Genomic DNA, 20945 nt, shown 5'->3' with positions numbered 1-20945 from the left:
CTTGTTCGGAACGAAATGTAATTGGAGTTCAGGCGGCGGTGAATGTGATCTGTCGTCGCAGGAACTGCGTCGCGCGGTCGCTCACCCGGGCGGGATCACCGGTGGTGAGAAAAGCCGCCTCACCCGTGCCTGTCATATCGGGATGCCGCTCAAGGTAATCGGCCAAGGAATCCGCCACCAATTCGGCCTGACTGAAGACTTTGACCTGCCCGCCCAAAGCCGCCTGAAAGGCTTCCTGCATCAGCGGATAATGGGTGCAGCCAAGGATCGCCGCATCGGGGGTGGGCATCTTACGCTTCAGCGCGTCGACGTGGCTGCGCACCAGTGCTTCGGCAAGGATCATGTCACCCTCTTCGATGGCATCGACCACCCCGCCGCAGGCCTGCGCTTCGACATCCACACCGATGGCGCGGAAAGACAATTCACGCTGAAACGCGCGGCTTGCCACCGTGGCGGGCGTGGCGAAGAGCGCCACATGGTTGACGGCCACCTCGCGCGGCGGAGAGTTGTCGCCCCACTGCCGCTCGGTCATCGCTTCGATCAAGGGCACGAAAACGCCCAGCACCCGCTTGTCGCGCGGGATCCACCCCTCTTGCATCCGGCGCAGCGCGGCGGCAGAGGCGGTGTTGCAGGCAAGGATCACCAGATCGCAGCCCGCATCGAACAGCCGCTGCACGGCGGCGCAGGTCAGCTCATAGATGTCATCGGCGTCGCGCACGCCGTAGGGCGCATGGGCGCTGTCGGCGAGGTAGACAAAATCAACCTGCGGCAGCCGTTCTTGCACCTTGTTCCAGACGGTCAGCCCGCCCAGCCCCGAATCGAAAATACCAACTGCCATGGTCTGTCGTCACCTGTCGGCTCTATGCCGTTCCTCAAACTCGTAACCGAGACCCCGATACTGGCCCGGCTTTGGTGACAACTCATAGGTGGCTTTGCGCAGGAAATCCATCATCGCTTTTGCGTCCCCTGCGAGCGGGTCAAGCGCGGCGCGCGGGATCGGCGCGCCGATGACCACGCGCACGGGCGTATCGACGCGGGCGCGGAACTCTTTGATCAGCAGGCCCATGCGCAGGTTGGCGTGCAAATGGCTGGCGATTTGGAACAACCGGCTTGTGTGACCGTCAAAGTAGATCGGCACCACCGTCGCATCAGATTTGGCAATCATCCGCGCGGTAAAACTTCGCCAGCCGGGATCCATCGGCTGCGAGAAGGGCCGCGCGGCGGTGCTGACCGTGCCGCCGGGAAAGATGCCAATCGCTCCGCCCTGCGCCAGATAATTCAACGCGGTCCGGCGGGTGGCGAGGTTCAGCGCCAGTGCCGCGCGATCTTCGTCAAAGCTGATCGGCAACAGATGATGCGCCAGATCCGGCGCTTGGCTGAAAACCGCATTGGCCATGATGCGAAAGTCGCCGCGCGTCTGGCTGAGGATATGGCCCAGCATCAGCCCGTCCAGAATGCCGTAGGGGTGATTGGCGATCAGAATGACCGGCCCCCGCGTCGGGATATCGGCCAAAGCGCCGCGCATCACGTCCAGCGTCAGGCCACAGCGCTGCACCATCGCATCGAAGAACCCAAGCCCCGCGGCCAGATCGTCTTCGTAGCCTTCGGCCCGTTTCAGCAAAGAAACGCGCCCGGTGGTGTTTTCCATCAATCGGATGAGCGCCCTTCCACCCCGGGTTCGGGCGGAATGGGCATAGCTTATGTCACGGGCGTAGGTCACATCTCGGCCTCAGGATCGTCTTGGTGCAGACCTTAAGGCAGAGATGTAACAGCGATATTACTCCGCCGCCTTCGCCGTGGCGGTGCCGCCCGCGCGGATCACCGCCAGCAGTTCCTCGCGGCGTTTTGCGGCCTTGGCCTCATTGGCTTGTTTGACCGGCCCGAATCCACGAATTTGCAGCGGCAGTTCGGCCAGCGCCACGATGGCGTCGCGGGTCTGGTCGGTCAGCTTTGGCAGCACCTCGGCCATATCGGTCTCATACTGCTTGATCAACGCACGCTCCATCTTGCGTTCGGCGGTATAGCCGAAGGGATCGAGCGGCGTGCCGCGCAGCCCTTTGAACTTTGCCATGACCCGCAGCGGCCCTTCCAGCCACTGGCCGAACTCACGCTTCTGCGGGCGGCCATTCGGCCCCATCTTCGAGATCAGCGGCGGCGCCATGTGGAAGGTCATGTTGAAGTCGCCATCGAACTGCGCGCGTGCCTTGTCGCGGCTGGTGATCAGCAGGCGGGCGACCTCGTATTCGTCCTTGTAGCTCAGGAGTTTATGATACCCCAAGGCCACCGCCGCCTTGACGTCGCGGTCCTCGATACCATTAAGCATCTTGGTGTAGCGTTTGGCCAACCCCTTGCCCTGATAGTCGGTCAGGTGGTTCTCACGGAAGGCGATCTTTTCCCCCAGCGATTTGGGCAGTTCGACCACATTATCGGGCTGGCTCACCTTCCGCGCGTCCTCAGGATAGAGCACGGCCCAGCGACCGATCTCGAAGGCGCGCTTGTTGCGCTCCACCGCCGCGCCGTTCATCTCGATCGCCTGCATCAGGCTCTCGAACGTCAGCGGCAGCAGGCCGCGCTGCCACGCGGCACCGAAGATCATCATGTTGGAGAAGATCGAGTCGGCCAAAGTTGCCTTGGCGAGATCAGAGGCATCGAACATCGCCACGTCGTCCTTCAGCCGCGCCTCAAGCGCGAGGCTCAGCCGGTCGTAGGGCATCTGGAACTCGGTGTCGCGGGTGAAGTCGCCGGTGATGATTTGGTGCGAGTTCACCACGGCACCGGTGCGCCCGGCGCGGGTCAGCCCCAGCGTCTTGTGGCCAGCAGAGACCACGAGATCGCCGCCGATCAGCGCATGCGCCTCGCCAGTGGCCACGCGGATCGCGCTGATGTCCTCGGGGCGTTCGGCCAGACGGCAGTGGATATGCACCGCACCGCCCTTCTGGGCGAGACCGGCCATCTCCATCATGCCCGCGCCCTTGCCGTCAAGCTGTGCCGCCTGCGCCAGAAGCGCGCCCACGGTCACCACGCCGGTGCCGCCCACGCCGGTGATGACGACGTTATGGGTGCCGTCGATCTTGGGCAGGTCGGGCATCGGCAGGTCGGGGATGGTCAGTTCGGTGGTCGGGTCCTTGCGGATCTTGGCGCCTTCCAGCGTCACGAAAGACGGGCAGAACCCGTCAAGGCAGGAGAAATCCTTGTTGCACTGCGACTGGTCGATGGCGCGCTTGCGGCCCAGCTCGGTCTCGTTCGGCACCACGGCCACGCAGTTCGACTGCACGCCGCAATCGCCGCAGCCCTCGCAGACGTCCTCGTTGATGAAGACGCGCTTGTCGGGGTCCGGGAACAGCCCGCGCTTGCGGCGGCGGCGCTTTTCGGCGGCGCAGGTCTGGATGTAGACGATGGCGCTGACGCCCTTGTGCTCGCGATACGCCTTTTGCACGTTCGGCATCTCGGCGCGCTCATGCACCTCCACACCCTTGAAACGGCTGAGGTCCACATCTTCCTTCTGATCATAGACCACGGCGACGTTCTTCACGCCCATGGCTTTGAGCTCTTCAACGATGCGGTAAGCGTCGAGGTCGCCTTCGTTGTGCTGGCCACCGGTCATGGCGACCGCGTCGTTGTAGAGGATCTTGTAAGTAATGTTCGTGCCCGCCGCGATGGCGGCACGAATGGCCAGCACGCCGGAGTGGTTGTAGGTGCCGTCGCCAAGGTTCTGGAACACGTGCTCGGTGTTCGAGAACGGCGCCTCCCCGATCCAGTTCGCACCCTCGCCGCCCATATGGGTAAAGCCCGTAGTCTCCCGGTCCATCCATTGCACCATGTAGTGACAGCCGATGCCCGCATAGGCGCGCGAGCCTTCAGGCACCTTGGTCGAGGAATTGTGCGGACAGCCCGCACAGTAGTACGGCAGACGCGCGGCGATATCCTCGGCATTGTCCGAGCGGCGCGCTTCGTTCAGCGCCTCGAGGCCTGCGCGGATGCCATCGGTTTCGCGGCCTTCCTCCAACAGGATGCCGCCGATCTTTTCGGCGATCAGGATGGGGTCGAGCGCGCCGCGGGTCGGGAACAGCTCTTCGCCATGCTCCATGCCCGCACCGCCCTTGTGCCAGCCATAGACGCGGCGGTGGGTGTCGTTGAACAGCGCTTCCTTGATCTGCACTTCGATCAGCTTGCGCTTCTCTTCGACCACGACCACCAGATCGAGGCCATCGGCCCAATCATGGAAGCCCTGCATGTCGAGCGGGAAGGTCTGGCCGATCTTGTAGGTGGTGATGCCCAGGCGCTCGGCCTCGTTCGCATCGATGTTCAGAAGGCTCATGGCATGCACCAAGTCGAGCCAGTTCTTGCCCGCCGCGGCAAAGCCGATCTTGGCGCCGCGCTTGCCCCAGACGCGTTTGTCCATCTTGTTGGCGTGCGAAAACGCCTCCGCCGCGAAGCGCTTGTAGTCGATCATCCGCGCTTCCTGCAGATGCGGCGTGTCGTTCAGCCGAATGCTGAGGCCGCCGTCGGGCATGTCGAAGTCGGGCGTGACCAGCTTCATCCGGTTCGGATCGCCGTCAACCACGCTGGTGGCCTCCACGGTGTCCTTCATGGTCTTGAGACCGACCCAGAGGCCCGAGAACCGGCTGAGCGCCCAGCCGTAGATGCCGTAGTCGAGGATTTCCTGCACACCGGCGGGAGAGACCACAGGCATATAGGCGTCGACCATGGCCCATTCGGATTGGTGCAGCACGGTGGAGGATTCGCCGGTGTGATCGTCGCCCATGGCCATCAGCACGCCACCATGGGGCGAGGTGCCCGCCATGTTAGCATGGCGCATCACGTCGCCGGTGCGGTCCACGCCCGGCCCCTTGCCGTACCATAGGCCGAAGACGCCGTCGTATTTGCCCTCCCCGCGCAGTTCCGCCTGCTGACTGCCCCAAAGCATGGTCGCCGCGAGGTCTTCGTTCAGCCCCGGCTCGAAGCGCACGTTGTAGTCGGTCAGGAACTTCTGCGCGCGCTGCATCTGCAGGTCCACGCCCCCCAGCGGGCTGCCGCGGTAGCCGGTCACATAGCCTGCGGTATTGAGCCCCGCGGCGCGATCCCGTGCCGATTGCATCATCATCAGCCGGACCAGCGCCTGCGTGCCGTTCAGCAGCACCGGGCCTTTCTCAAGGTCGAAACGGTCGTTCAGTGAAATCTTTTGCGTCGTCATGGCGGGCCCTCCCTAGCACGTCAGTCTTGCATGATTGCCCGGATTATAGGTCACAGTTGCTGACCTGTATAGCAGTTATTCCGCAACGGCAGTCCCGCAGGCGACGGTTTGTGCTGTTTTCTCCCGGCTATTAAGGTAGGAGAAAGGCTGGGCAAGGAAAGTACGGGCCATGGATTGGGACAAACTCAGAATTTTTCACGCCGTGGCCGATGCGGGGTCGCTGACCCATGCGGGGGACAAGCTCAACCTGTCGCAATCCGCCGTCAGCCGACAGATTCGCGGGCTGGAAGAGCAGCTCAACACCAACCTCTTCCACCGACATGCGCGCGGGCTGATCCTGACCGAACAGGGGGAGCTTTTGTTCGACGCGACCTCGGCCATGGCCAAACGCCTCGACGCCGCTGCGGCGCGCATCCGTGACAGCGAAGAAGAGGTTTTTGGCGAGCTGCGCGTCACGACGACGACCGGCTTCGGCACCCTTTGGCTCGCCCCGCGCCTACCCAAACTCTACGAGCAATATCCCGACCTCAAAGTCGATCTGATGCTCGAAGAACGCGTGCTCGACCTGCCGATGCGCGAGGCCGACGTGGCGATCCGCATGAAGGAGCCAAGCCAGGCCGATCTGGTCCGCAAACGGCTGATGTCCGTGCGCATGGGCCTTTACGCCAGCCCGGAGTACCTCGAAAAACACGGCACGCCCGCGCGTATGGAGGATATGACCGATCACCGGCTGATCTGTCAGAACACCGACAGCGATCAGGTCGGCGCGGGGCTGCAACTCGTCAAAGAGCTGATGATGTACGACCTGCGCTCGCTTTTGACGGTGAACAACTATTTCGGCGTGCTCCAAGGCGTGGTGCACCACCTTGGCCTCGGCGTGCTGCCCAACTACCTGATCCAAGACTTCCCCCATATCGTGCAGGTCATGCCCGATATCGAATCCGCCGAGGTGCCGGTCTACCTCGCCTATCCAGAAGAGCTGCGCCAATCCAAACGCGTCGCCGCCTTCAAGGATTTCGTTCAAGAAGAGATCATTACCTACCGCAAGCAATGGCGCGAACGGGTGGAGGGCGAAGGCTAAACCGCAGCCCATGGCCAGCCATGCAATAGGCGCATATCGGCCATGATGACTTGCCATGTTAAATAGCCTTGATTTGGGCAGCCCTGCCTCCTATTTCACCATCATGAAGATTGACAGCCTGAGGGCGCGTCGCTTCATACCTCCCTGTTGGACTTGGCCGAGCTTTTAGCTCGGCCTTTTTTTTGGCCCATCGCCTTCTTTCAGCCCGCAGGCGGCCAAAGCCACTTCCCCCCCGGCATTTCCCCTTGTATGAGGGCGCAAACGCGCCAGCCGGGGAATTTCCATGCAAGATCCAGCCATCACGCCCGACCTTATCGCCAGCCACGGGTTCACCCCCGAGGAATACGACGAGGTCGTCAATATCCTCGGGCGCGAGCCGAACTACACCGAGATGGGCATTTTCTCGGCCATGTGGAACGAGCACTGCTCCTATAAATCTTCCAAGAAATGGTTGCGCACCCTGCCCACCGACGGCCCGCAGGTGATCTGTGGCCCGGGCGAGAATGCAGGCGTGATCGACATCGGCGATGGCCAAGCGCTGGTCTTCAAGATGGAGAGCCACAACCACCCCTCCTACATCGAACCCTACCAAGGTGCTGCCACCGGCGTCGGCGGCATCCTGCGCGATGTCTTCACCATGGGCGCGCGCCCCATCGCTGCGATGAACGCGCTGAGCTTTGGCCGCCCCGACCACCCCAAAACACGCCAGCTTGTGCACGGCGTCGTCGAAGGCGTCGGCGGCTATGGCAACTGTTTCGGCGTGCCGACCGTTGGCGGCGAAGTGCGTTTCGACAAAGCCTATGACGGAAACTGCCTCGTGAACGCCTTCGCGGCGGGCTTGGCGGATGCCGACAAGATCTTCTACTCCGCCGCCTCCGGCGTGGGCATGCCGGTGGTCTACCTCGGTGCGAAAACCGGCCGCGACGGCGTTGGCGGCGCGACCATGGCCAGCGCCGAATTCGACGACACGATCGAAGAGAAACGCCCCACCGTTCAAGTCGGCGACCCCTTCACCGAAAAGCGCCTGATGGAAGCCACGCTCGAGCTGATGGCCACCGGCGCCGTGATCTCGATCCAAGACATGGGCGCTGCGGGCCTCACCTGCTCTGCTGTGGAGATGGGCGACAAAGGTGGCCTTGGCGTGCGCCTCGACCTTGAAAAAGTGCCGACCCGCGAGCCGCATATGACCGCCTATGAAATGATGCTCAGCGAGAGCCAAGAGCGCATGCTCATGGTGCTGCGCCCCGAGCTTGAGGCCGAGGCCAAAGCCGTCTTCGACAAATGGGACCTCGACTTCGCCATCGTGGGCGAAACCCTCCCCGAAGACCGCTTCCTTATCTGTCTCGATGGTGAGGTCAAAGCCGACCTGCCGCTGTCAAAACTCGCCTCCACCGCGCCCGAATACGACCGCCCTTGGGTGGAGACACCCGCCGCCGCCGCGCTGACCGATGCGCCCAGCATCGAGCCGATCGAAGGCCTGCGCGCCCTGATCGGCTCCGTGAACCACGCCTCGAAAGACTGGGTTTACGAACAATACGACACGATGGTCATGGGCGATACGGTCCGCCTGCCCGGCCTCGGCGCGGGCATCGTGCGGGTGCATGGCACCGACAAGGCGCTGGCCTTCACCTCTGACGTGACCCCGCGCTACGTCAAGGCCAACCCCACCGAAGGCGGCAAACAGGCCGTCGCCGAAGCCTACCGCAACCTCTGCGCCGTGGGCGCCAAACCGCTGGCGACGACCGACAACCTCAACTTCGGCAACCCCGAAAAACCCGAGATCATGGGCCAATTCGTCGGCGCCATCAAAGGCATCGGCGAGGCCGTGGGCGCGCTCGACATGCCCATCGTGTCCGGCAATGTCTCGCTCTATAACGAGACCGACGGCAAGGGCATCCTGCCAACGCCCACCATCGGCGCGGTCGGCCTGATCGACAGCCTCGACCAAGTCATCAGCAATCAACTGCGCGACGGCCATGTGGCCCTCCTGATCGGCGCGACTGGCAGCCACCTCGGACAATCCGCCCTGCTCGCCGAAGCCTTCGACCGGGCCGAGGGCGACGCCCCCCATGTCGACCTCGCCACCGAACGCCGCCACGGCGAATTCATCCGCGCCCAAGCCAGCCAAATCTCCGCTTGCACCGACCTCGGCGACGGCGGCCTCGCCCTCGCGGCCTTCGAGCTGGCTGAAACCGCAGGCATCGGCGTGGAAATCGAAAGCGAAGACACCGCCACCCTCTTCGGCGAAGACCAAGCCCGCTACCTCGTCGCCTGCACCGCCGACGCTGCGGAAACCCTGATCGCCGCGGGCAAGGAAGCGGGCGTAGCGGTCACCGCCGTCGGCGCCTTTGGCGGTGACAAGGTCAGCTTCGGCAACACCTCCGCCCCCCTGTCGGACCTGCGCACGATCTACCGGACCACTTTCGCCCAGACCTTCGCCTGAACCTCTGGTTTCGGAGCCGCCCTTGCTTGAGACCAAACGGTCGCGCGCAGGGCGGCGGGGCAAGCTAAATCGCCGAGGGGCCCCTTCAGGGGATACGGCCATTTCGCTTGAACCGACGACAGGCGGGTGACAGGCCGGGATCAATCAAGGGTGGGTCCAAAAACCCTCTGGTTTTGGAGAGACCCGCAGCCCTCCGCCCGCCCCTCATCGGCTAAGCCTCTGCGTTCAACCCCGCCAGCATCCGCGCCTTTTCGCCCGCATCGTCGGGGCGCGAGATCGCCTCGGCCAGCGCTTCCAGAGACGCAATCGAATGCCCGGCGCGAAAACTATCGACATGGGGCAGCATCGCACGAATGCCCGCCGCCTTGGGCGCGAAACCGTCCCAACGAAGCAGCGGGTTCAGCCAGATCACCCGCCGCGCGGTCAGCTGCAACCGCTGCATCTGCCGCGCCAACTCCGCCGGGTCGTCCCGGTCCAGCCCGTCGGTGATCAACAAGACCACCGCCCCCTGCCCCATGACCCGACGCGACCAGTCGCGATTGAAGGCCGCCAGCGCCGCGCCGATGCGCGTGCCGCCCTCCCAGTCCTGCGCCTGCGCCCCCGCCGCGGCAAGCGCCGCATCCACGTCGCGGGTGGCAAGATGGCGGGTGATATTGGTCAGCCGGGTGCCAAAGGTGAAACCGTGCACCTGCGCCCAGCCTTTGCCCCTGCGGTTGGCCACCGCATGCAGAAAATGCAGGATCACCCGGCTGTATTGGCTCATCGAGCCGGAAATATCGCACAGCACGACGAGGTTCGGACAGCGCGCGCGCGGTGTCTTCCGATAAAGCCGGTCCGCCTCTCCACCCCGCCGCAGCGCCGCTTTCATCGTGCGCGCCACGTCGATCCGCCCCCGCGCCGCCGCCACATTGCGGCGGCTTGGCATCGGCGGCACCGGCAGGTCGAGCTTGGCCAACATCCGTTTTGCCTCAGCCATTTCCGCAAGGCTCATCTGTTCGAAATCTAATGTCCGCAACCGTTCCCGCGCGGACATGGTCAGGCTTGCATCCACCTCAACCATGGTCTCCTCTGGCTGAGGCCCGTCCTCCCGCTCCGGTGCCTCGGCCCCGTCCAACAGGGCCTCTGCCGCGCGTTTCTCGGCTGGCGTGGCGGGGCGATCCTCTTGCACGCCGCGGATCGCAGGCAGCATCGCGGCCATCATATGCTCCAAATACCGCGGGTCACGCCAATAAAGCCGGAATATCTGCGCAAAGACCCGCGCCTGTTCGGGGCGGCTTACGAAACAGGCATGGAGCGTCCAATAGAAGTCGCGGCGGCTGGTGAAGCCCACGGCGGCGACGGCCTCCACCGCCTCCACCACCCGCCCCGGCCCGATTGACAGCCCCGCCCGGCGCAGGGCGCGGGCGAAATGGGTGATATTCCCCGCAAGCTTGGGGTCGTCCGGCAGGTCCAAAGGCAGGTCTTCGGCCATCGCGCTCAGGCAGGCGCCAGCGATGCGCGGGCCTGATCGAGAATGCGCGCCGCCTCGGAGCCTTGCAGCTTGGCGATGTCATCTTGATACTTCAGCACCGCCCCCAGCGTATCGGCGATAACCTCGGGGCTGAGTGTGGTGACATCCAAGGCCAGCAGGCATTTCGCCCAGTCAATCGTCTCCGCCACGCCCGGCTTCTTGAACAGATCCTCGGTCCGCAATTGCTGGACAAAGGCCACCACCTCGCGGCTCAGCGCCTCCGCCGCCTCAGGCGCACGGGCGGCAAGGATCGCCATCTCGCGCGCCATGTCCGGGTAATCGACCCAGTGATAAAGACAGCGCCGTTTCAGCGCGTCATGCACCTCGCGCGTGCGGTTCGAGGTGAGGATCACAATCGGCGGCTCGGGCGCGCGGATCGTACCAAGCTCGGGGATGGTCACCTGAAAATCGCTTAACGCCTCCAACAAAAACGCCTCAAAGGGCGCATCTGAGCGGTCCAACTCGTCGATCAGCAGCACAGGCGCGCCATTTTCATCCGGGCGCAGCGCCTGCAAAAGCGGGCGTTCTATCAGGTAGTCGTCACTGAACAAATCTTGCGTCAGCGCGCGCCGATCCGCGCCGCCACCCGCCTCTGCCGTGCGGATCGCGACCATCTGTGCGGGAAAATTCCATTCGTAGACCGCGCTGGAGGCATCAAGCCCCTCATAGCATTGCAACCGGATCAACCGCCGTCCCAGCCCGGCGGCCAGCGCCTTGGCGATCTCGGTCTTGCCAACGCCCGCCTCGCCCTCCAAAAACAAGGGCCGCCCCAACGTGAGGCTGAGGAACACCACGACCCCAAGCGCGCGGTCGCAGACATAGCCCTCAGCGCTCAGCATCTCTTGGACCGCGTCGATCGTATCAATGTTTTTCATGGCCCCAGTGGTGCATTCCCACCCCGCCCCGTCAAGAGGGCAGACCGCGCGGCGGCAGATTGACGGGATTTCCCCGCGCTGGCATAGTCCTGCGCAATAAACGACGGCTTCCGGCAACAAGGGGGCCACAGGGGCGGATATGGGACAGAGCATTATCATCGCGATCCGGCGCGGCGGGGTCTGACATGCGCATCACCGCTGTCACCTGCGTCAAGAATGAAGGCCCGTTTTTGCTGGAATGGATCGCCTTCAACCGGGTGATCGGGGTCACGGATTTCCTATTCTACTCCAACGATTGCAGCGATGGCACCGATGCGCTGCTCGACGCGCTTGCCCGCCACGGTATCGTCACCCATCTGCCCAACCCGGCCACCAATCGAAACTACCAGATGCAGGCGCTCAAGGATGCGCGGCGTCGGCCAATCGTCACGCAGGCCAATTGGGTCTGGATCGCCGATGTGGATGAGTTTCTGAACATTCATGTCGGCGATCACCGCCTGCCCGCCCTGATCACGGCCTGCGGCAACCCGCAGGCGATCTCGCTGCATTTCCAGTTCTTCGCCAATGGCGGGATCGAGGATTTCACCGACGCCCCCGTCATCGCGCAATTCACCCATAGCCATAACCCCGACATCTGCTGTGCCGATACGGCGATTGAGGTTAAGACCTTGGTCCGGCAAGACTTTCCCTTTGGCTACTACGGCGCGCACCGGCCCTTCCACGACGACACGAAGCACCAGCCGCATTGGACCGATGGCGCAGGCCGACAGGTGCCTAAGCCCTTCCGCAGTGCCGCCAGCAAACGCCGCATCCGCGCCTTTCCCGCCCGCGGCGCACGGCGCTTTGCCACGCTGAACCACTACGCGCTGCGCTCGCTCGACAGCTATCTGGTCAAGAACGACCGTGGCGACGTGAACCGCGAACACCGCGCTTTTGATGACAGCTATTGGCGCGACCGGAACGATACAGCTTGGGAGGATCGCTCGATCCAGCGCTACCTGCCCGCCTTGCACGCCGAAATCGACCGCCTAACAGCGCTGCCCGGCGTCGCCGATCTGCATGCCGCCTCCGTGGCCGCCCACCGCGCCCGCCGCGACGCGCTGCTGACCGATCCGAGCTACCGCGCGATGCAGGCGCAACTGCGCGCAGCCAGCCCGTTCTGCGCCGCCGAAGAGCGGATCCGCAAAGAGATCGGCCTGACATGACAGGGCCGCGGATCGTCAACCTCGGCCTGCCCAAGACCGGCACCACCACGCTCACGGATGCGCTGCGCCACGCCGGGCTCAAGGTCGCGGATTGGCGCATTCGCAAGGGCCAAAGCACCTCGCCCGAGATCACCGGCGCGCATCTGGGGCGGATCATCTATGCCGACTACTTCGCCAGCGGCGACCCGCTGGCGCGGCTGCATGAGTTCGACGTGATCAATGAGATGAGCGCCGTGCGCCATGACCGCAGCCTTTGGCCACAGACGGATTGGGGCGTGCTGAACGCCATCCAGCACCACCACCCCGAGGTCAAGTTTTTGCTCTCGCACCGTGATCCGGCCAAGACGGCCAACAGCATGATGCGCTGGAATAATCTGGGCCGCCGACGCTTGCCGCAAGCCGATGTGCCGGGGCTGCCCCGCGGCTTTGGCCGCGACGAGGCCGAGCTTGCCCGGTGGATCGAAGGGCATTTTGCCTTCTGCCGCCGCGTCTTCGCCGGTTGTGCCAACTTTTTGGAGTTTGACATCGAAGACCCCGAAGCGCGCGACAAGATCGCGGATTATCTTGAGATCGACTTGCCGTGGTGGGGCCAAAGCAACACCGGCAAAGCGGAGGCCGGGTGATGCGGCTGACCCTCTTCATCGGTCCGACCGAACGCGCTGCCGCCCGGCTGCGCAACATCCTGCAACAGCAAAAGGACGCGTTGCTCAAGCAGGGGGTTCTCGCCGCTGACTGGAACCACGTCCGCCTCTATACCGCTTGCGCCGCCCCGGAAGCGGTGGGGCTGCTACGGCACCGCCGCGGCTTGGACAGCCCCCTGATCGGCACCACCCTGCGCGATGAATTTCACGCGCTGATCCCCCATGAGCTGGCCGCGACCCGCGCCAATCATGTGGTGCTGAGCGCGGCGCAACTGGGCAACCTGCTGTCGCAGCCCGAGGAGCTGCGCGCCCTGCACGATCTGCTGCGCCCCTATTTCGACGACATCCGCGTGATCGCGCATCTTGATGAACAGGCACGGACGCTGGTCGCGCATTACGGCTTTGCCGTGGCCGAAAGCCGCCGTCATCCGCTGACGCAGGAACTGGCCTTGGCCGAGCGCGGCGACTGGTGGCATGGCGCGCTTGCCCAGAGAGAGACCGCCCCGGACTTCGGCCTTTTCCCCGAAGTGCAAGCCCCTCCCTTTTGGCTCGATTATCAAGCGCTGCACGCCCATTGGGCCGCCGCCTTCGGCGCAGAGAAGATCACGTTTCGCCCGCTCGACCTGCCCCATCTTATTTCAAAAGCCGGGGCCAGCGAAATCAGCGCAAGCCTCGGCCTTTCCACGCCCCTCGGCCCGGTCGAGCCCGGGCGCGCCCTCGCGGCCCTGCCCGCGCCTTGGCTGACACGGATGCGGCAGTTCAACGATGTGCTGATCCGTTACCAACAGGCCCATGACCTCGCCTGCCCGCGCAGCACATGGAGCCAGATGTTGCAGGCGCTGCAAATCGGCGGCCCCGTGATCAAACCCGGAAGCCTCGCCGCGATCTCCGACCATTTCGCCCGCGACAACGCAGCACTCATCGCCCGTTTTCCCGCGCTGGATCAGACGCTTACCCCCAACGCGCCCGAGGCCCCGTGGCAAGAAGCCGACCCCCAGTTCGGCTTTCGCGCCACCCAATACCTCGCCGCCTTCGCCCACCGCATCCGCAGCACCGCGACCCCGCTCGCGCAAAAACGCGCAGATGCCGAGGAGGCCCGCCGCTCTGCCGCGAGGTTCGAGGCGCTGTTGCACGATCCCGACGCCCCCGAAGAGACGCGCGCCGCCAATGATCGGCTCCTCACCCGGCTAAAGGTCAACCACGAAACCATTCTGCGCGGCCCCTTCCGCCCCCACAACGGCGCGGCCCCTGCGGGCGAAGACGAGCCCGCGCCCGCCTATACCGCCGTGCCCCCGCGCGCATTGCCGCCCGGCAACAGCGGCAATGTCATCGTCGCCTGCATGAAAAACGAAGCGCCCTATATCGTCGAATGGGTGGCCTATCACCGCGCTGTGGGCTTTGATAACTTCCTGATCTACACCAATGATTGCAGCGACGGCACCGATGCCGTTTTGGGGCGTCTGCAAGACATGGGCATTCTCCAGCACCGCAACAACGACGATTGGAAAGGCAATTCCCCCCAACAACACGCGCTGAACCAAGCGCTGGAGGAACCGCTCGTCCGACAGGCGGAATGGATCGCGCATATCGATGTGGACGAATTCGTCAACATCCGCACCGGCAACGGCAGGCTCGAAGACTTCTTTGCCGCCGCCCCCGAGGCCACGAATATCGCAATGACCTGGCGCCTCTTCGGCCACAACGGTGTGGCCGCCCTGTCGGAGGCCCCCGTGATCGGCCAATTCGACCACTGCGCACCAAGCTTTTGCCCCAAACCCCATACCGCATGGGGGTTCAAAACGATGTTCCGCAACCTCGGCGCCTATGCCAAACTCTCCTGCCACCGACCAAACAAATTGGACGAGGCCGCGGTGTCCGAGGTCAAATGGGTCAACGGTGCGGGCCGCGACATGACGCGCGACGCGCTGCGCAACGGCTGGCGGTCCTCGCGCAGCAATATCGGCTATGACCTGCTACAGTTAAACCATTATGCCCTCCGGTCAGCCGACTCCTTCCTCATCAAACGCCAGCGCGGGCGCGCGCTTCACGTCGACCGCTCCATCGGGATCAACTATTGGATCCGGATGGACTGGAACGACCACCGCGACCTGTCGATCCAGCGCAACCTGCCCCGTCTGCGGGCCGAGATGGACCACCTCTTCGCCGACGACAAACTGCGCAAACATCACCAAGCGGGCCTCGACTGGCACCGCGCCAAGGCCGAAGAACTGCGCCAGACACCGGAGTTCCGGGATCTCTACCGCCAAGCGCTTAACATCAAGTTAACCGCAACCGAACGCGCCGCCTATGCCCTTGCCCTCGATATGGAAAGCTGACCCGTGACACAGGCCGCGCCCCCGTCTGAACCCAATTTCATCCACTCCCGCGGCATGAAGTTTCCCGACGATCCGGCGATCCTGCGCGGGCGGATCCGCAAGCTGCTGCGACAGAACGCCTATGAAGCCAAGGAGAGTGAGGCCGCGCTGCGCGTCGTCCGCGAAGGCGACAGGGTGATCGAACTAGGCGGCGGGGTTGGCTATATGTCGACGCTGGTGGCCAGCAAACGCAATGTTGCCTTGGTCCATAGCTTTGAGGCGAACCCCAACCTCATCCCCTATATCCGGCGGGTCCACGCGGCCAACGGGCTGTCCAACGCCCATGTCACCAACGCGATCCTCGGCCCCGCCCCCGGCAAGGCGGATTTCTATGTGCGCGACCGCATCCTGTCGTCTTCCCTGACCCGTTTCAAAGACGAAGACCCGCCTGAGCCCCATCAGATCGACGTGCTCGACGCGGCTAAAGTCTTTGCCGATCTCACCCCAAGCGTATTGATCTGCGACATCGAAGGGGCCGAGGTCGATCTGGTTCCCAATCTGCCCCTCGACACCCTCCGCGCCGCGATCATCGAATTGCACCCGCAATGGATCGGCCCCGAGGGCGTCAACAAGGTCTTCGCCGCCTTCATGCAAGCGGGCTTGGCCTATTATCACCGCGGCTCGCACAACAAAGTCGTGGCTTTCCGCCGTAGGTGGTAACGCGCCTTCGACAGCCGCGCCCCGGGAAAACCGTCACATTCTCTTCAATTTCTCACGGATTTTCCGCATTTTCGCCCTAATATCCGGCTACACCCAGCTGAAACGGCGGTTCTGCCCCGCCCCGACAAGCCCGAGGATGCCCGATGCCGCGCGAGACGCCCACGATCGAAAGCTCACTGGCCGATATGCCCAAACGCAAATGGCTGCGCGCGATTGAGGCCGTGGCCGAAGAAGATGGCTATTTCCAATCTCTGGGCAAAAGCCACTTCTCCGCCTTCATCGAGCGTGAGACGACCCTGCTCGTCACCTTCGAGACCTACCAAGGCATGCATGCGCTCTCTGACAAGGCGCAGCCCTTGGGCTGGGACATGGTGCGCAATCACGATTGGTCGCATCTGTGCCTTGCCAGCGACGGAGACACATGGTTCCGCGCCGAAGAGGTCTATGCCTATTTCGACCGGCTGATCGACGACGGCTTCTTCGACGAATTCGACCAAGTGCTCTTCTACGGCGCGGGCCCCTGCGCCTATGCCGCCGCCGCCTATTCCGTGGCGGCGCCCGGCGCGGCGGTGGTGGCGATCCAACCGCAGGCCACGCTAAACCCGCGCATCACCGAATGGGATGACCGTTTCGCCGATATGCGCATCCTCGATTTCACGTCGCGCTATGGCTATGCGCCCGATATGCTCGATGCCGCCGAACGGGTCTTCGTCCTCTACGACCCGCGCGAGAGGCTCGACGCGATGCATGCGGCGCTCTTCACCCGTGCCAATGTCACCAAATTGCGGATGCCCTTCATGGGCGATGCACTGCAAACCGACCTGCTTGAGATCGACCAGCTCGACCCGCTGTTGCAAGCCGCCGCCGAAGGCACGCTGGACGCAGCCCGCTTCGCCGCCCTCTACCGCGCGCGGCGCGATTACCTGCCCTATCTGCGCAACCTCAGCCAAGCGATTAACACCCAAGGGCGCGAACTGCTGCTTGAAGCGCTCTGCGCCAATGTCTCGGCCCGGATGAAAGCCCCCCGCTTTGCCCGCCGCCTTGAACGCATCCGCGCCAGACGCAAGGCCCGCGTGGCCGAGGCCGCGACCGCCACCGGATAGGTTTTCAATCTGGCGCGCGGCCCCGCTCTGTGCTAGCCCCGCGCCCATGACACAAAGCCTCACGATCCGCCGTCCCGATGACTGGCACCTGCACCTGCGCGACGGCGACATGCTGCGCGCCGTGGTCCCGCACAGCGCCCGCGACTTTGCCCGCGCCATCATCATGCCCAATCTCGTGCCCCCCGTGGTGACAGGCGCCCAGGCTGCCGCCTACCGCGACCGGATCATGGCCGCCCTGCCCGAGGGCGCGGATTTCACGCCCCTGATGACCCTCTACCTGACCGAGGAGACGGACCCCGACGATGTCGCCCGCGCCCATGCTGAAGGGCTGATCCACGCCGTCAAACTCTATCCGGCAGGCGCCACCACCAACTCCGCCAGCGGCGTGTCGAACTTCGACAATGTCGCCCCGGTGCTCGACCGGATGGCCGAAATCGGCTTGCCGCTTTGCACCCATGGCGAGGTCACGGACAGCGAGGTCGACATCTTCGACCGCGAAGCTGTCTTCATCGACCGTGTGCTCGACCCGATCCGCCGCGCCCACCCCGCGCTGCGCGTGATCATGGAACATATCACCACCGCCGAGGCCGCCGACTATGTGCGCAGCAACGACAGCGGGCTTGCCGCCACGATCACCACGCACCACCTCGTGATCAACCGCAACCACATCCTCGCCGGTGGCATCCGCCCGCATTACTACTGCCTGCCGGTCGCGAAGCGCGAGACCCACCGCCGCGCCCTGCGCCAAGCGGCCACCTCCGGTGATCCGCGCTTCTTCCTCGGCACCGACAGCGCGCCCCATACCGATGGCGCCAAGCTGCAGCCCTGCGGCTGCGCGGGCTGTTTCACCGCCCCCAACACGATGTCCATCCTCGCTCAAGTGTTCGAAGAAGACGGCGCGCTCGACAACCTCGAAGCCTTCACCTCGCTCAACGGCCCCGCCTTCTACGGCCTCCCGCCAAACGAAACACAAATCACCCTGCGCCGCGAAGCCCCGAGCCATCCGGTCAGCATCGACACGCCCGCTGGCCCGGTCACGGTCTTCGACCCCGGTTTCGATCTGCACTGGACCACCTGATCTTCATCCTTTCTTAAATACCGCTCCGACCTCTCCCCACCCAAGGACGCCTGCCATGATCCCCACCAGCCACCCAAGCCCCCAAGAAATGGCCCGCCTCACCGCACGCATGCTGCTGGAGATCGGCGCGGTGCATTTCAACGCGGAGGAGCCCTTCACGCTGGCCTCTGGCCTGCCGTCGCCCACCTATATCGACTGCCGCAAGCTGATCTCCCACCCGCGCATCCGGTCCACGCTGATGGATTTCCTCACCGTCACCGTCATGCGCGACGCGGGCTTCGAGGCCTTCGACAATATCGCCGGGGGCGAGACGGCGGGCATCCCCTTTGCTGCCATGGTCGCCGAACGGATGGCCCTGCCGATGACCTATGTGCGCAAAAAGCCCAAAGGCTACGGTCGCAACGCGCGGATCGAAGGTGAGATGACGCCGGGCCAACGCGTGCTGCTGGTCGAAGACCTGACTACCGATGGCGGCTCGAAACTCAGCTTCGTCGACGCGATTCGCGAAACAGGGGCGAGTTGCGCCCATACGGCGGTGATCTTTCACTACGGCATCTTCCCCCAGACCGAAAAGACCCTTGGCGACCATGGCGTTACGCTCCACGCGCTTTGCACATGGTGGGACGTGCTGGCCGAGGCCCGCGCCCAAGGGGCCTTTGACGCCGCCACGCTGACGGAGGTCGAAGCCTTCCTGAACGCCCCGCGCGACTGGCAGGAATCCCGCAAAGGTTAACCGAATTTTCGCAAGATGTTGACCGAAGGCCCCACCACAAGGCAAAATGTGGTGGGGCCTTTTGTCGGTAAAGATATCCACAAAAGATACAATTTGCGCCGGACGAACCCACTGGCTATGAGGTCCATCTGGGTAGAAATGGGTGAGGTCATGAACGAGATTACATCGCTGAACGCGAACCAATTGGCCGTGCAGGCACCGGAATCGATGCCGCATTCGATTGAGGCCGAACAGCAGCTTTTGGGCGCGATCCTGACCAACAATGACGTCTACGACCGTGTCGCCTCGGTCATCGGGCCCAAACACTTCTACGAGCCGGTCCACGCCCGCATCTTCGACATCGCGGCCCAGCGGATCGCCAAGAATAACCTCGCCTCCCCGGTCACGCTCAAGGCCTTTATGGAGGACGATGAGGGGCTGAAGGAGCTGGGCGGCCCGGCCTATCTGGCCCGCCTTGCCGGAGCGGCGATCAGCGCCTTCGCTGTACGCGACTACGCGCAGATGATCTATGACCTCGCCGTGCGGCGCGACCTCATCCAGCTGGGCCGCGACATCTCGGCCAAGGCCGCGCAGGTCGATGTCTCCTCCGAGCCGCGCGAGCAGATCGTCGAGGCCGAGCAGGAGCTTTACAAGCTAGCCGAACAGGGTCAGGTGGAAAGCGGTTTCCAGTCCTTCCTCAAGGCCGTCACGGATGCGGTCAACGTGGCGAATGCTGCCTATCAGCGTGACGGTGGCCTCTCGGGCGTCTCCACCGGGCTGATCGACATGGACAAGAAGCTGGGCGGGTTGCACCGCTCGGACCTTCTGATCCTCGCCGGGCGCCCTTCGATGGGTAAGACCTCGCTTGCCACCAACATCGCCTTCAACGTGGCCAAGGCCTACAAGCGCGGGATGAAGCCCGACGGCACCGAGGGTGCCATCGACGGCGGCGTCGTGGGCTTCTACAGCCTCGAGATGAGCGCCGAACAGCTTGCCTCGCGGATTCTGTCGGAAGCTGCCGAGATCCCCAGCCACCAGATCCGCTCGGGGGACATGACCGAGGCCGAGTTCCGCCGTTTCGTTGATGCCGCCAAGGCGCTCGAGGCCTGCCCGCTCTTCATCGACGACACGCCTGCCCTGCCGATCAGCCAGCTTGCCGCCCGCGCGCGGCGCCTGAAGCGGACCCACGGGCTCGACGTGCTGATCATCGACTACCTCCAGCTCGTGCGCGGCACCGGCAAATCCGAGAACCGGGTGAACGAAATTTCCGAGATCACCATGGGCCTCAAGGCCATCGCCAAGGAACTCGACATCCCGGTGATCGCCCTGTCGCAGCTCTCGCGTCAGGTGGAAAGCCGCGACGATAAACGCCCGCAGCTCTCGGACCTTCGGGAATCCGGCTCGATCGAACAGGACGCCGACGTGGTGATGTTCGTGTACCGCGAGGAATACTACAAGGAGCGCGAGAAACCCGGCGATCACGAGCTCGACAAGATGGCGGTCTGGCAGGAAGAGATGGAGCGCCTGCACGGCCGCGCCGAGGTGGTGATCGGCAAGCAGCGTCACGGGCCCATCGGCACGGTGGACCTCAGCTTCGAGGGCAAGTTCACCCGCTTCGGCAACCTCGTGCAGCCTTGGCAGCAGGGCGGCGGGGACGATCAGGAGTTCTGAGGGCTGGCGCCTTCCGTTTCCCCTGACCAGCGATCTTAAAGAACTTAGGGCCATCGCCTGCCCGCGGGTGGGCGATGCAACAGAAGTTCGGTACCACTTTATCCTTCAACCATGATGTGCGTTCCGCGAGGTCTCACCCAGCCTCGCCAAATCGCCTACCCGGTCGCACCAAAGGTGCGCCGATCATAATCCGGCACGCCTCCGGCGTGACAGGGCGGGCAGGCGATGGCCCGGCGCCTGCGGCTTGATTCCGGGCTGCGTGGCAACCTCGACTGGTGCTTTTGCCGCCATGATCGGTCTTAAGGAACGCCATGCCGAACTTCACCTAGTAGCCCCCCTTTCGCCAAGCAGGCTATGGCCCGGCGCCTGCGGCCTGAATCCGGGCCCGGTGGCAAAA

General features: G+C 64.0%; 15 protein-coding genes. 10 read left to right on the top strand and 5 right to left on the bottom strand.

Going from position 1 to position 20945, the window contains the following annotated elements:
- Window positions 1-28: 28 nt before the first annotated feature.
- From ACGYLA_RS08540 to ACGYLA_RS08530, 3 genes are read right to left on the bottom strand one after another with little or no spacing between them, the layout of a single operon-like run.
- Entirely contained in the window at window positions 29-838 is an 810-nt protein-coding gene (locus ACGYLA_RS08540) for a glutamate racemase (protein ID WP_394431839.1), read from the bottom strand.
- A 9-nt stretch (window positions 839-847) separates the two neighbouring features.
- Window positions 848-1720 (bottom strand): lysophospholipid acyltransferase family protein, encoded by an 873-nt coding sequence (locus ACGYLA_RS08535; protein WP_394431837.1) that lies wholly within the window; start codon window positions 1718-1720, stop codon window positions 848-850.
- Between the two features lie 57 nt (window positions 1721-1777).
- Window positions 1778-5194, bottom strand: a complete 3417-nt coding sequence (locus ACGYLA_RS08530) for an indolepyruvate ferredoxin oxidoreductase family protein (protein ID WP_394431835.1) — start codon at window positions 5192-5194, stop codon at window positions 1778-1780.
- Window positions 5195-5363: 169 nt separating this feature from the next.
- Between ACGYLA_RS08530 and ACGYLA_RS08525 the strand changes: the two genes are divergently transcribed.
- Together ACGYLA_RS08525 and purL are read left to right on the top strand one after the other, a co-directional pair.
- A complete protein-coding gene (locus tag ACGYLA_RS08525; protein WP_067260717.1) occupies window positions 5364-6275 on the top strand; it encodes a LysR family transcriptional regulator in 912 nt (303 codons plus the stop codon).
- A gap of 283 nt (window positions 6276-6558) precedes the next feature.
- Complete coding sequence (gene purL, locus ACGYLA_RS08520; protein ID WP_394431833.1) at window positions 6559-8718, top strand: phosphoribosylformylglycinamidine synthase subunit PurL; 2160 nt, start codon at window positions 6559-6561, stop codon at window positions 8716-8718.
- A gap of 211 nt (window positions 8719-8929) precedes the next feature.
- On the opposite strand, the gene ACGYLA_RS08515 is transcribed toward purL, so the two are convergent.
- Both ACGYLA_RS08515 and ACGYLA_RS08510 read right to left on the bottom strand, forming a co-directional pair.
- Window positions 8930-10189 (bottom strand): VWA domain-containing protein, encoded by a 1260-nt coding sequence (locus tag ACGYLA_RS08515; RefSeq protein WP_394431831.1) that lies wholly within the window; start codon window positions 10187-10189, stop codon window positions 8930-8932.
- 5 nt (window positions 10190-10194) lie between these two features.
- Window positions 10195-11103 (bottom strand): AAA family ATPase, encoded by a 909-nt coding sequence (locus ACGYLA_RS08510; RefSeq protein ID WP_394431829.1) that lies wholly within the window; start codon window positions 11101-11103, stop codon window positions 10195-10197.
- Between the two features lie 185 nt (window positions 11104-11288).
- Here ACGYLA_RS08510 and ACGYLA_RS08505 point away from each other — a divergent pair, with 185 nt between their 5' ends.
- The 8 genes from ACGYLA_RS08505 (at window position 11289) to ACGYLA_RS08470 (ending at window position 20548) form a co-directional block, all read left to right on the top strand.
- The gene (locus ACGYLA_RS08505; RefSeq protein ID WP_394431827.1) at window positions 11289-12308 is read left to right on the top strand and encodes a glycosyltransferase family 2 protein; all 1020 of its coding nucleotides are present in this window, start codon (window positions 11289-11291) and stop codon (window positions 12306-12308) included.
- Window positions 12305-12931: a sulfotransferase gene (locus ACGYLA_RS08500; protein ID WP_394431825.1), complete on the top strand. Its 627-nt coding sequence runs from the start codon at window positions 12305-12307 to the stop codon at window positions 12929-12931. The genes ACGYLA_RS08505 and ACGYLA_RS08500 overlap by 4 nt, the downstream gene beginning before the upstream one ends.
- Complete coding sequence (locus ACGYLA_RS08495; protein ID WP_394431823.1) at window positions 12931-15285, top strand: glycosyltransferase family 2 protein; 2355 nt, start codon at window positions 12931-12933, stop codon at window positions 15283-15285. Before ACGYLA_RS08500 ends, ACGYLA_RS08495 begins: the two co-directional genes overlap by 1 nt.
- 3 nt (window positions 15286-15288) lie before the next feature.
- Window positions 15289-15984, top strand: coding sequence for an FkbM family methyltransferase (locus ACGYLA_RS08490; RefSeq protein WP_394431821.1), 696 nt, complete (start codon window positions 15289-15291; stop codon window positions 15982-15984).
- 143 nt (window positions 15985-16127) lie between these two features.
- Window positions 16128-17087, top strand: coding sequence for a phosphoadenosine phosphosulfate reductase (locus ACGYLA_RS08485; protein WP_322327600.1), 960 nt, complete (start codon window positions 16128-16130; stop codon window positions 17085-17087).
- A 46-nt stretch (window positions 17088-17133) separates the two neighbouring features.
- Entirely contained in the window at window positions 17134-18165 is a 1032-nt protein-coding gene (gene pyrC, locus ACGYLA_RS08480) for a dihydroorotase (protein ID WP_394431819.1), read from the top strand.
- A 55-nt stretch (window positions 18166-18220) separates the two neighbouring features.
- The gene (locus ACGYLA_RS08475; RefSeq protein WP_394431817.1) at window positions 18221-18898 is read left to right on the top strand and encodes an orotate phosphoribosyltransferase; all 678 of its coding nucleotides are present in this window, start codon (window positions 18221-18223) and stop codon (window positions 18896-18898) included.
- Window positions 18899-19048: 150 nt separating this feature from the next.
- Window positions 19049-20548 carry a replicative DNA helicase gene (locus ACGYLA_RS08470; protein ID WP_067268251.1) on the top strand — a complete coding sequence of 500 codons (1500 nt, stop codon included), beginning with the start codon at window positions 19049-19051 and terminating at the stop codon, window positions 20546-20548.
- Window positions 20549-20945 lie beyond the last annotated feature (397 nt).

Source organism: Sulfitobacter sp. 1A13679 (genome assembly GCF_043557115.1).
In the GTDB taxonomy this organism is placed as follows: Bacteria; Pseudomonadota; Alphaproteobacteria; order Rhodobacterales; family Rhodobacteraceae; genus Sulfitobacter; species Sulfitobacter faviae.
The sequence above is the reverse complement of the archived record's forward strand: the minus strand, read 5'-3'. Positions and strand labels throughout refer to the sequence as shown.

Excerpts from the sequence above, each read along its gene's own strand:
- ACGYLA_RS08510 (WP_394431829.1), bottom strand. The coding sequence starts at position 11,103 with ATGAAAAACATTGATACGATCGACGCGGTCCAAGAGATGCTGAGCGCT.
- ACGYLA_RS08495 (WP_394431823.1), top strand. The coding sequence starts at position 12,931 with ATGCGGCTGACCCTCTTCATCGGTCCGACCGAACGCGCTGCCGCCCGG.
- pyrC (WP_394431819.1), top strand. The coding sequence starts at position 17,134 with ATGACACAAAGCCTCACGATCCGCCGTCCCGATGACTGGCACCTGCAC.
- ACGYLA_RS08500 (WP_394431825.1), top strand. The coding sequence starts at position 12,305 with ATGACAGGGCCGCGGATCGTCAACCTCGGCCTGCCCAAGACCGGCACC.
- ACGYLA_RS08505 (WP_394431827.1), top strand. The coding sequence starts at position 11,289 with ATGCGCATCACCGCTGTCACCTGCGTCAAGAATGAAGGCCCGTTTTTG.
- purL (WP_394431833.1), top strand. The coding sequence starts at position 6,559 with ATGCAAGATCCAGCCATCACGCCCGACCTTATCGCCAGCCACGGGTTC.
- ACGYLA_RS08470 (WP_067268251.1), top strand. The coding sequence starts at position 19,049 with ATGAACGAGATTACATCGCTGAACGCGAACCAATTGGCCGTGCAGGCA.
- ACGYLA_RS08515 (WP_394431831.1), bottom strand. The coding sequence starts at position 10,189 with ATGGCCGAAGACCTGCCTTTGGACCTGCCGGACGACCCCAAGCTTGCG.
- ACGYLA_RS08525 (WP_067260717.1), top strand. The coding sequence starts at position 5,364 with ATGGATTGGGACAAACTCAGAATTTTTCACGCCGTGGCCGATGCGGGG.
- ACGYLA_RS08485 (WP_322327600.1), top strand. The coding sequence starts at position 16,128 with ATGCCGCGCGAGACGCCCACGATCGAAAGCTCACTGGCCGATATGCCC.
- ACGYLA_RS08475 (WP_394431817.1), top strand. The coding sequence starts at position 18,221 with ATGATCCCCACCAGCCACCCAAGCCCCCAAGAAATGGCCCGCCTCACC.
- ACGYLA_RS08530 (WP_394431835.1), bottom strand. The coding sequence starts at position 5,194 with ATGACGACGCAAAAGATTTCACTGAACGACCGTTTCGACCTTGAGAAA.
- ACGYLA_RS08540 (WP_394431839.1), bottom strand. The coding sequence starts at position 838 with ATGGCAGTTGGTATTTTCGATTCGGGGCTGGGCGGGCTGACCGTCTGG.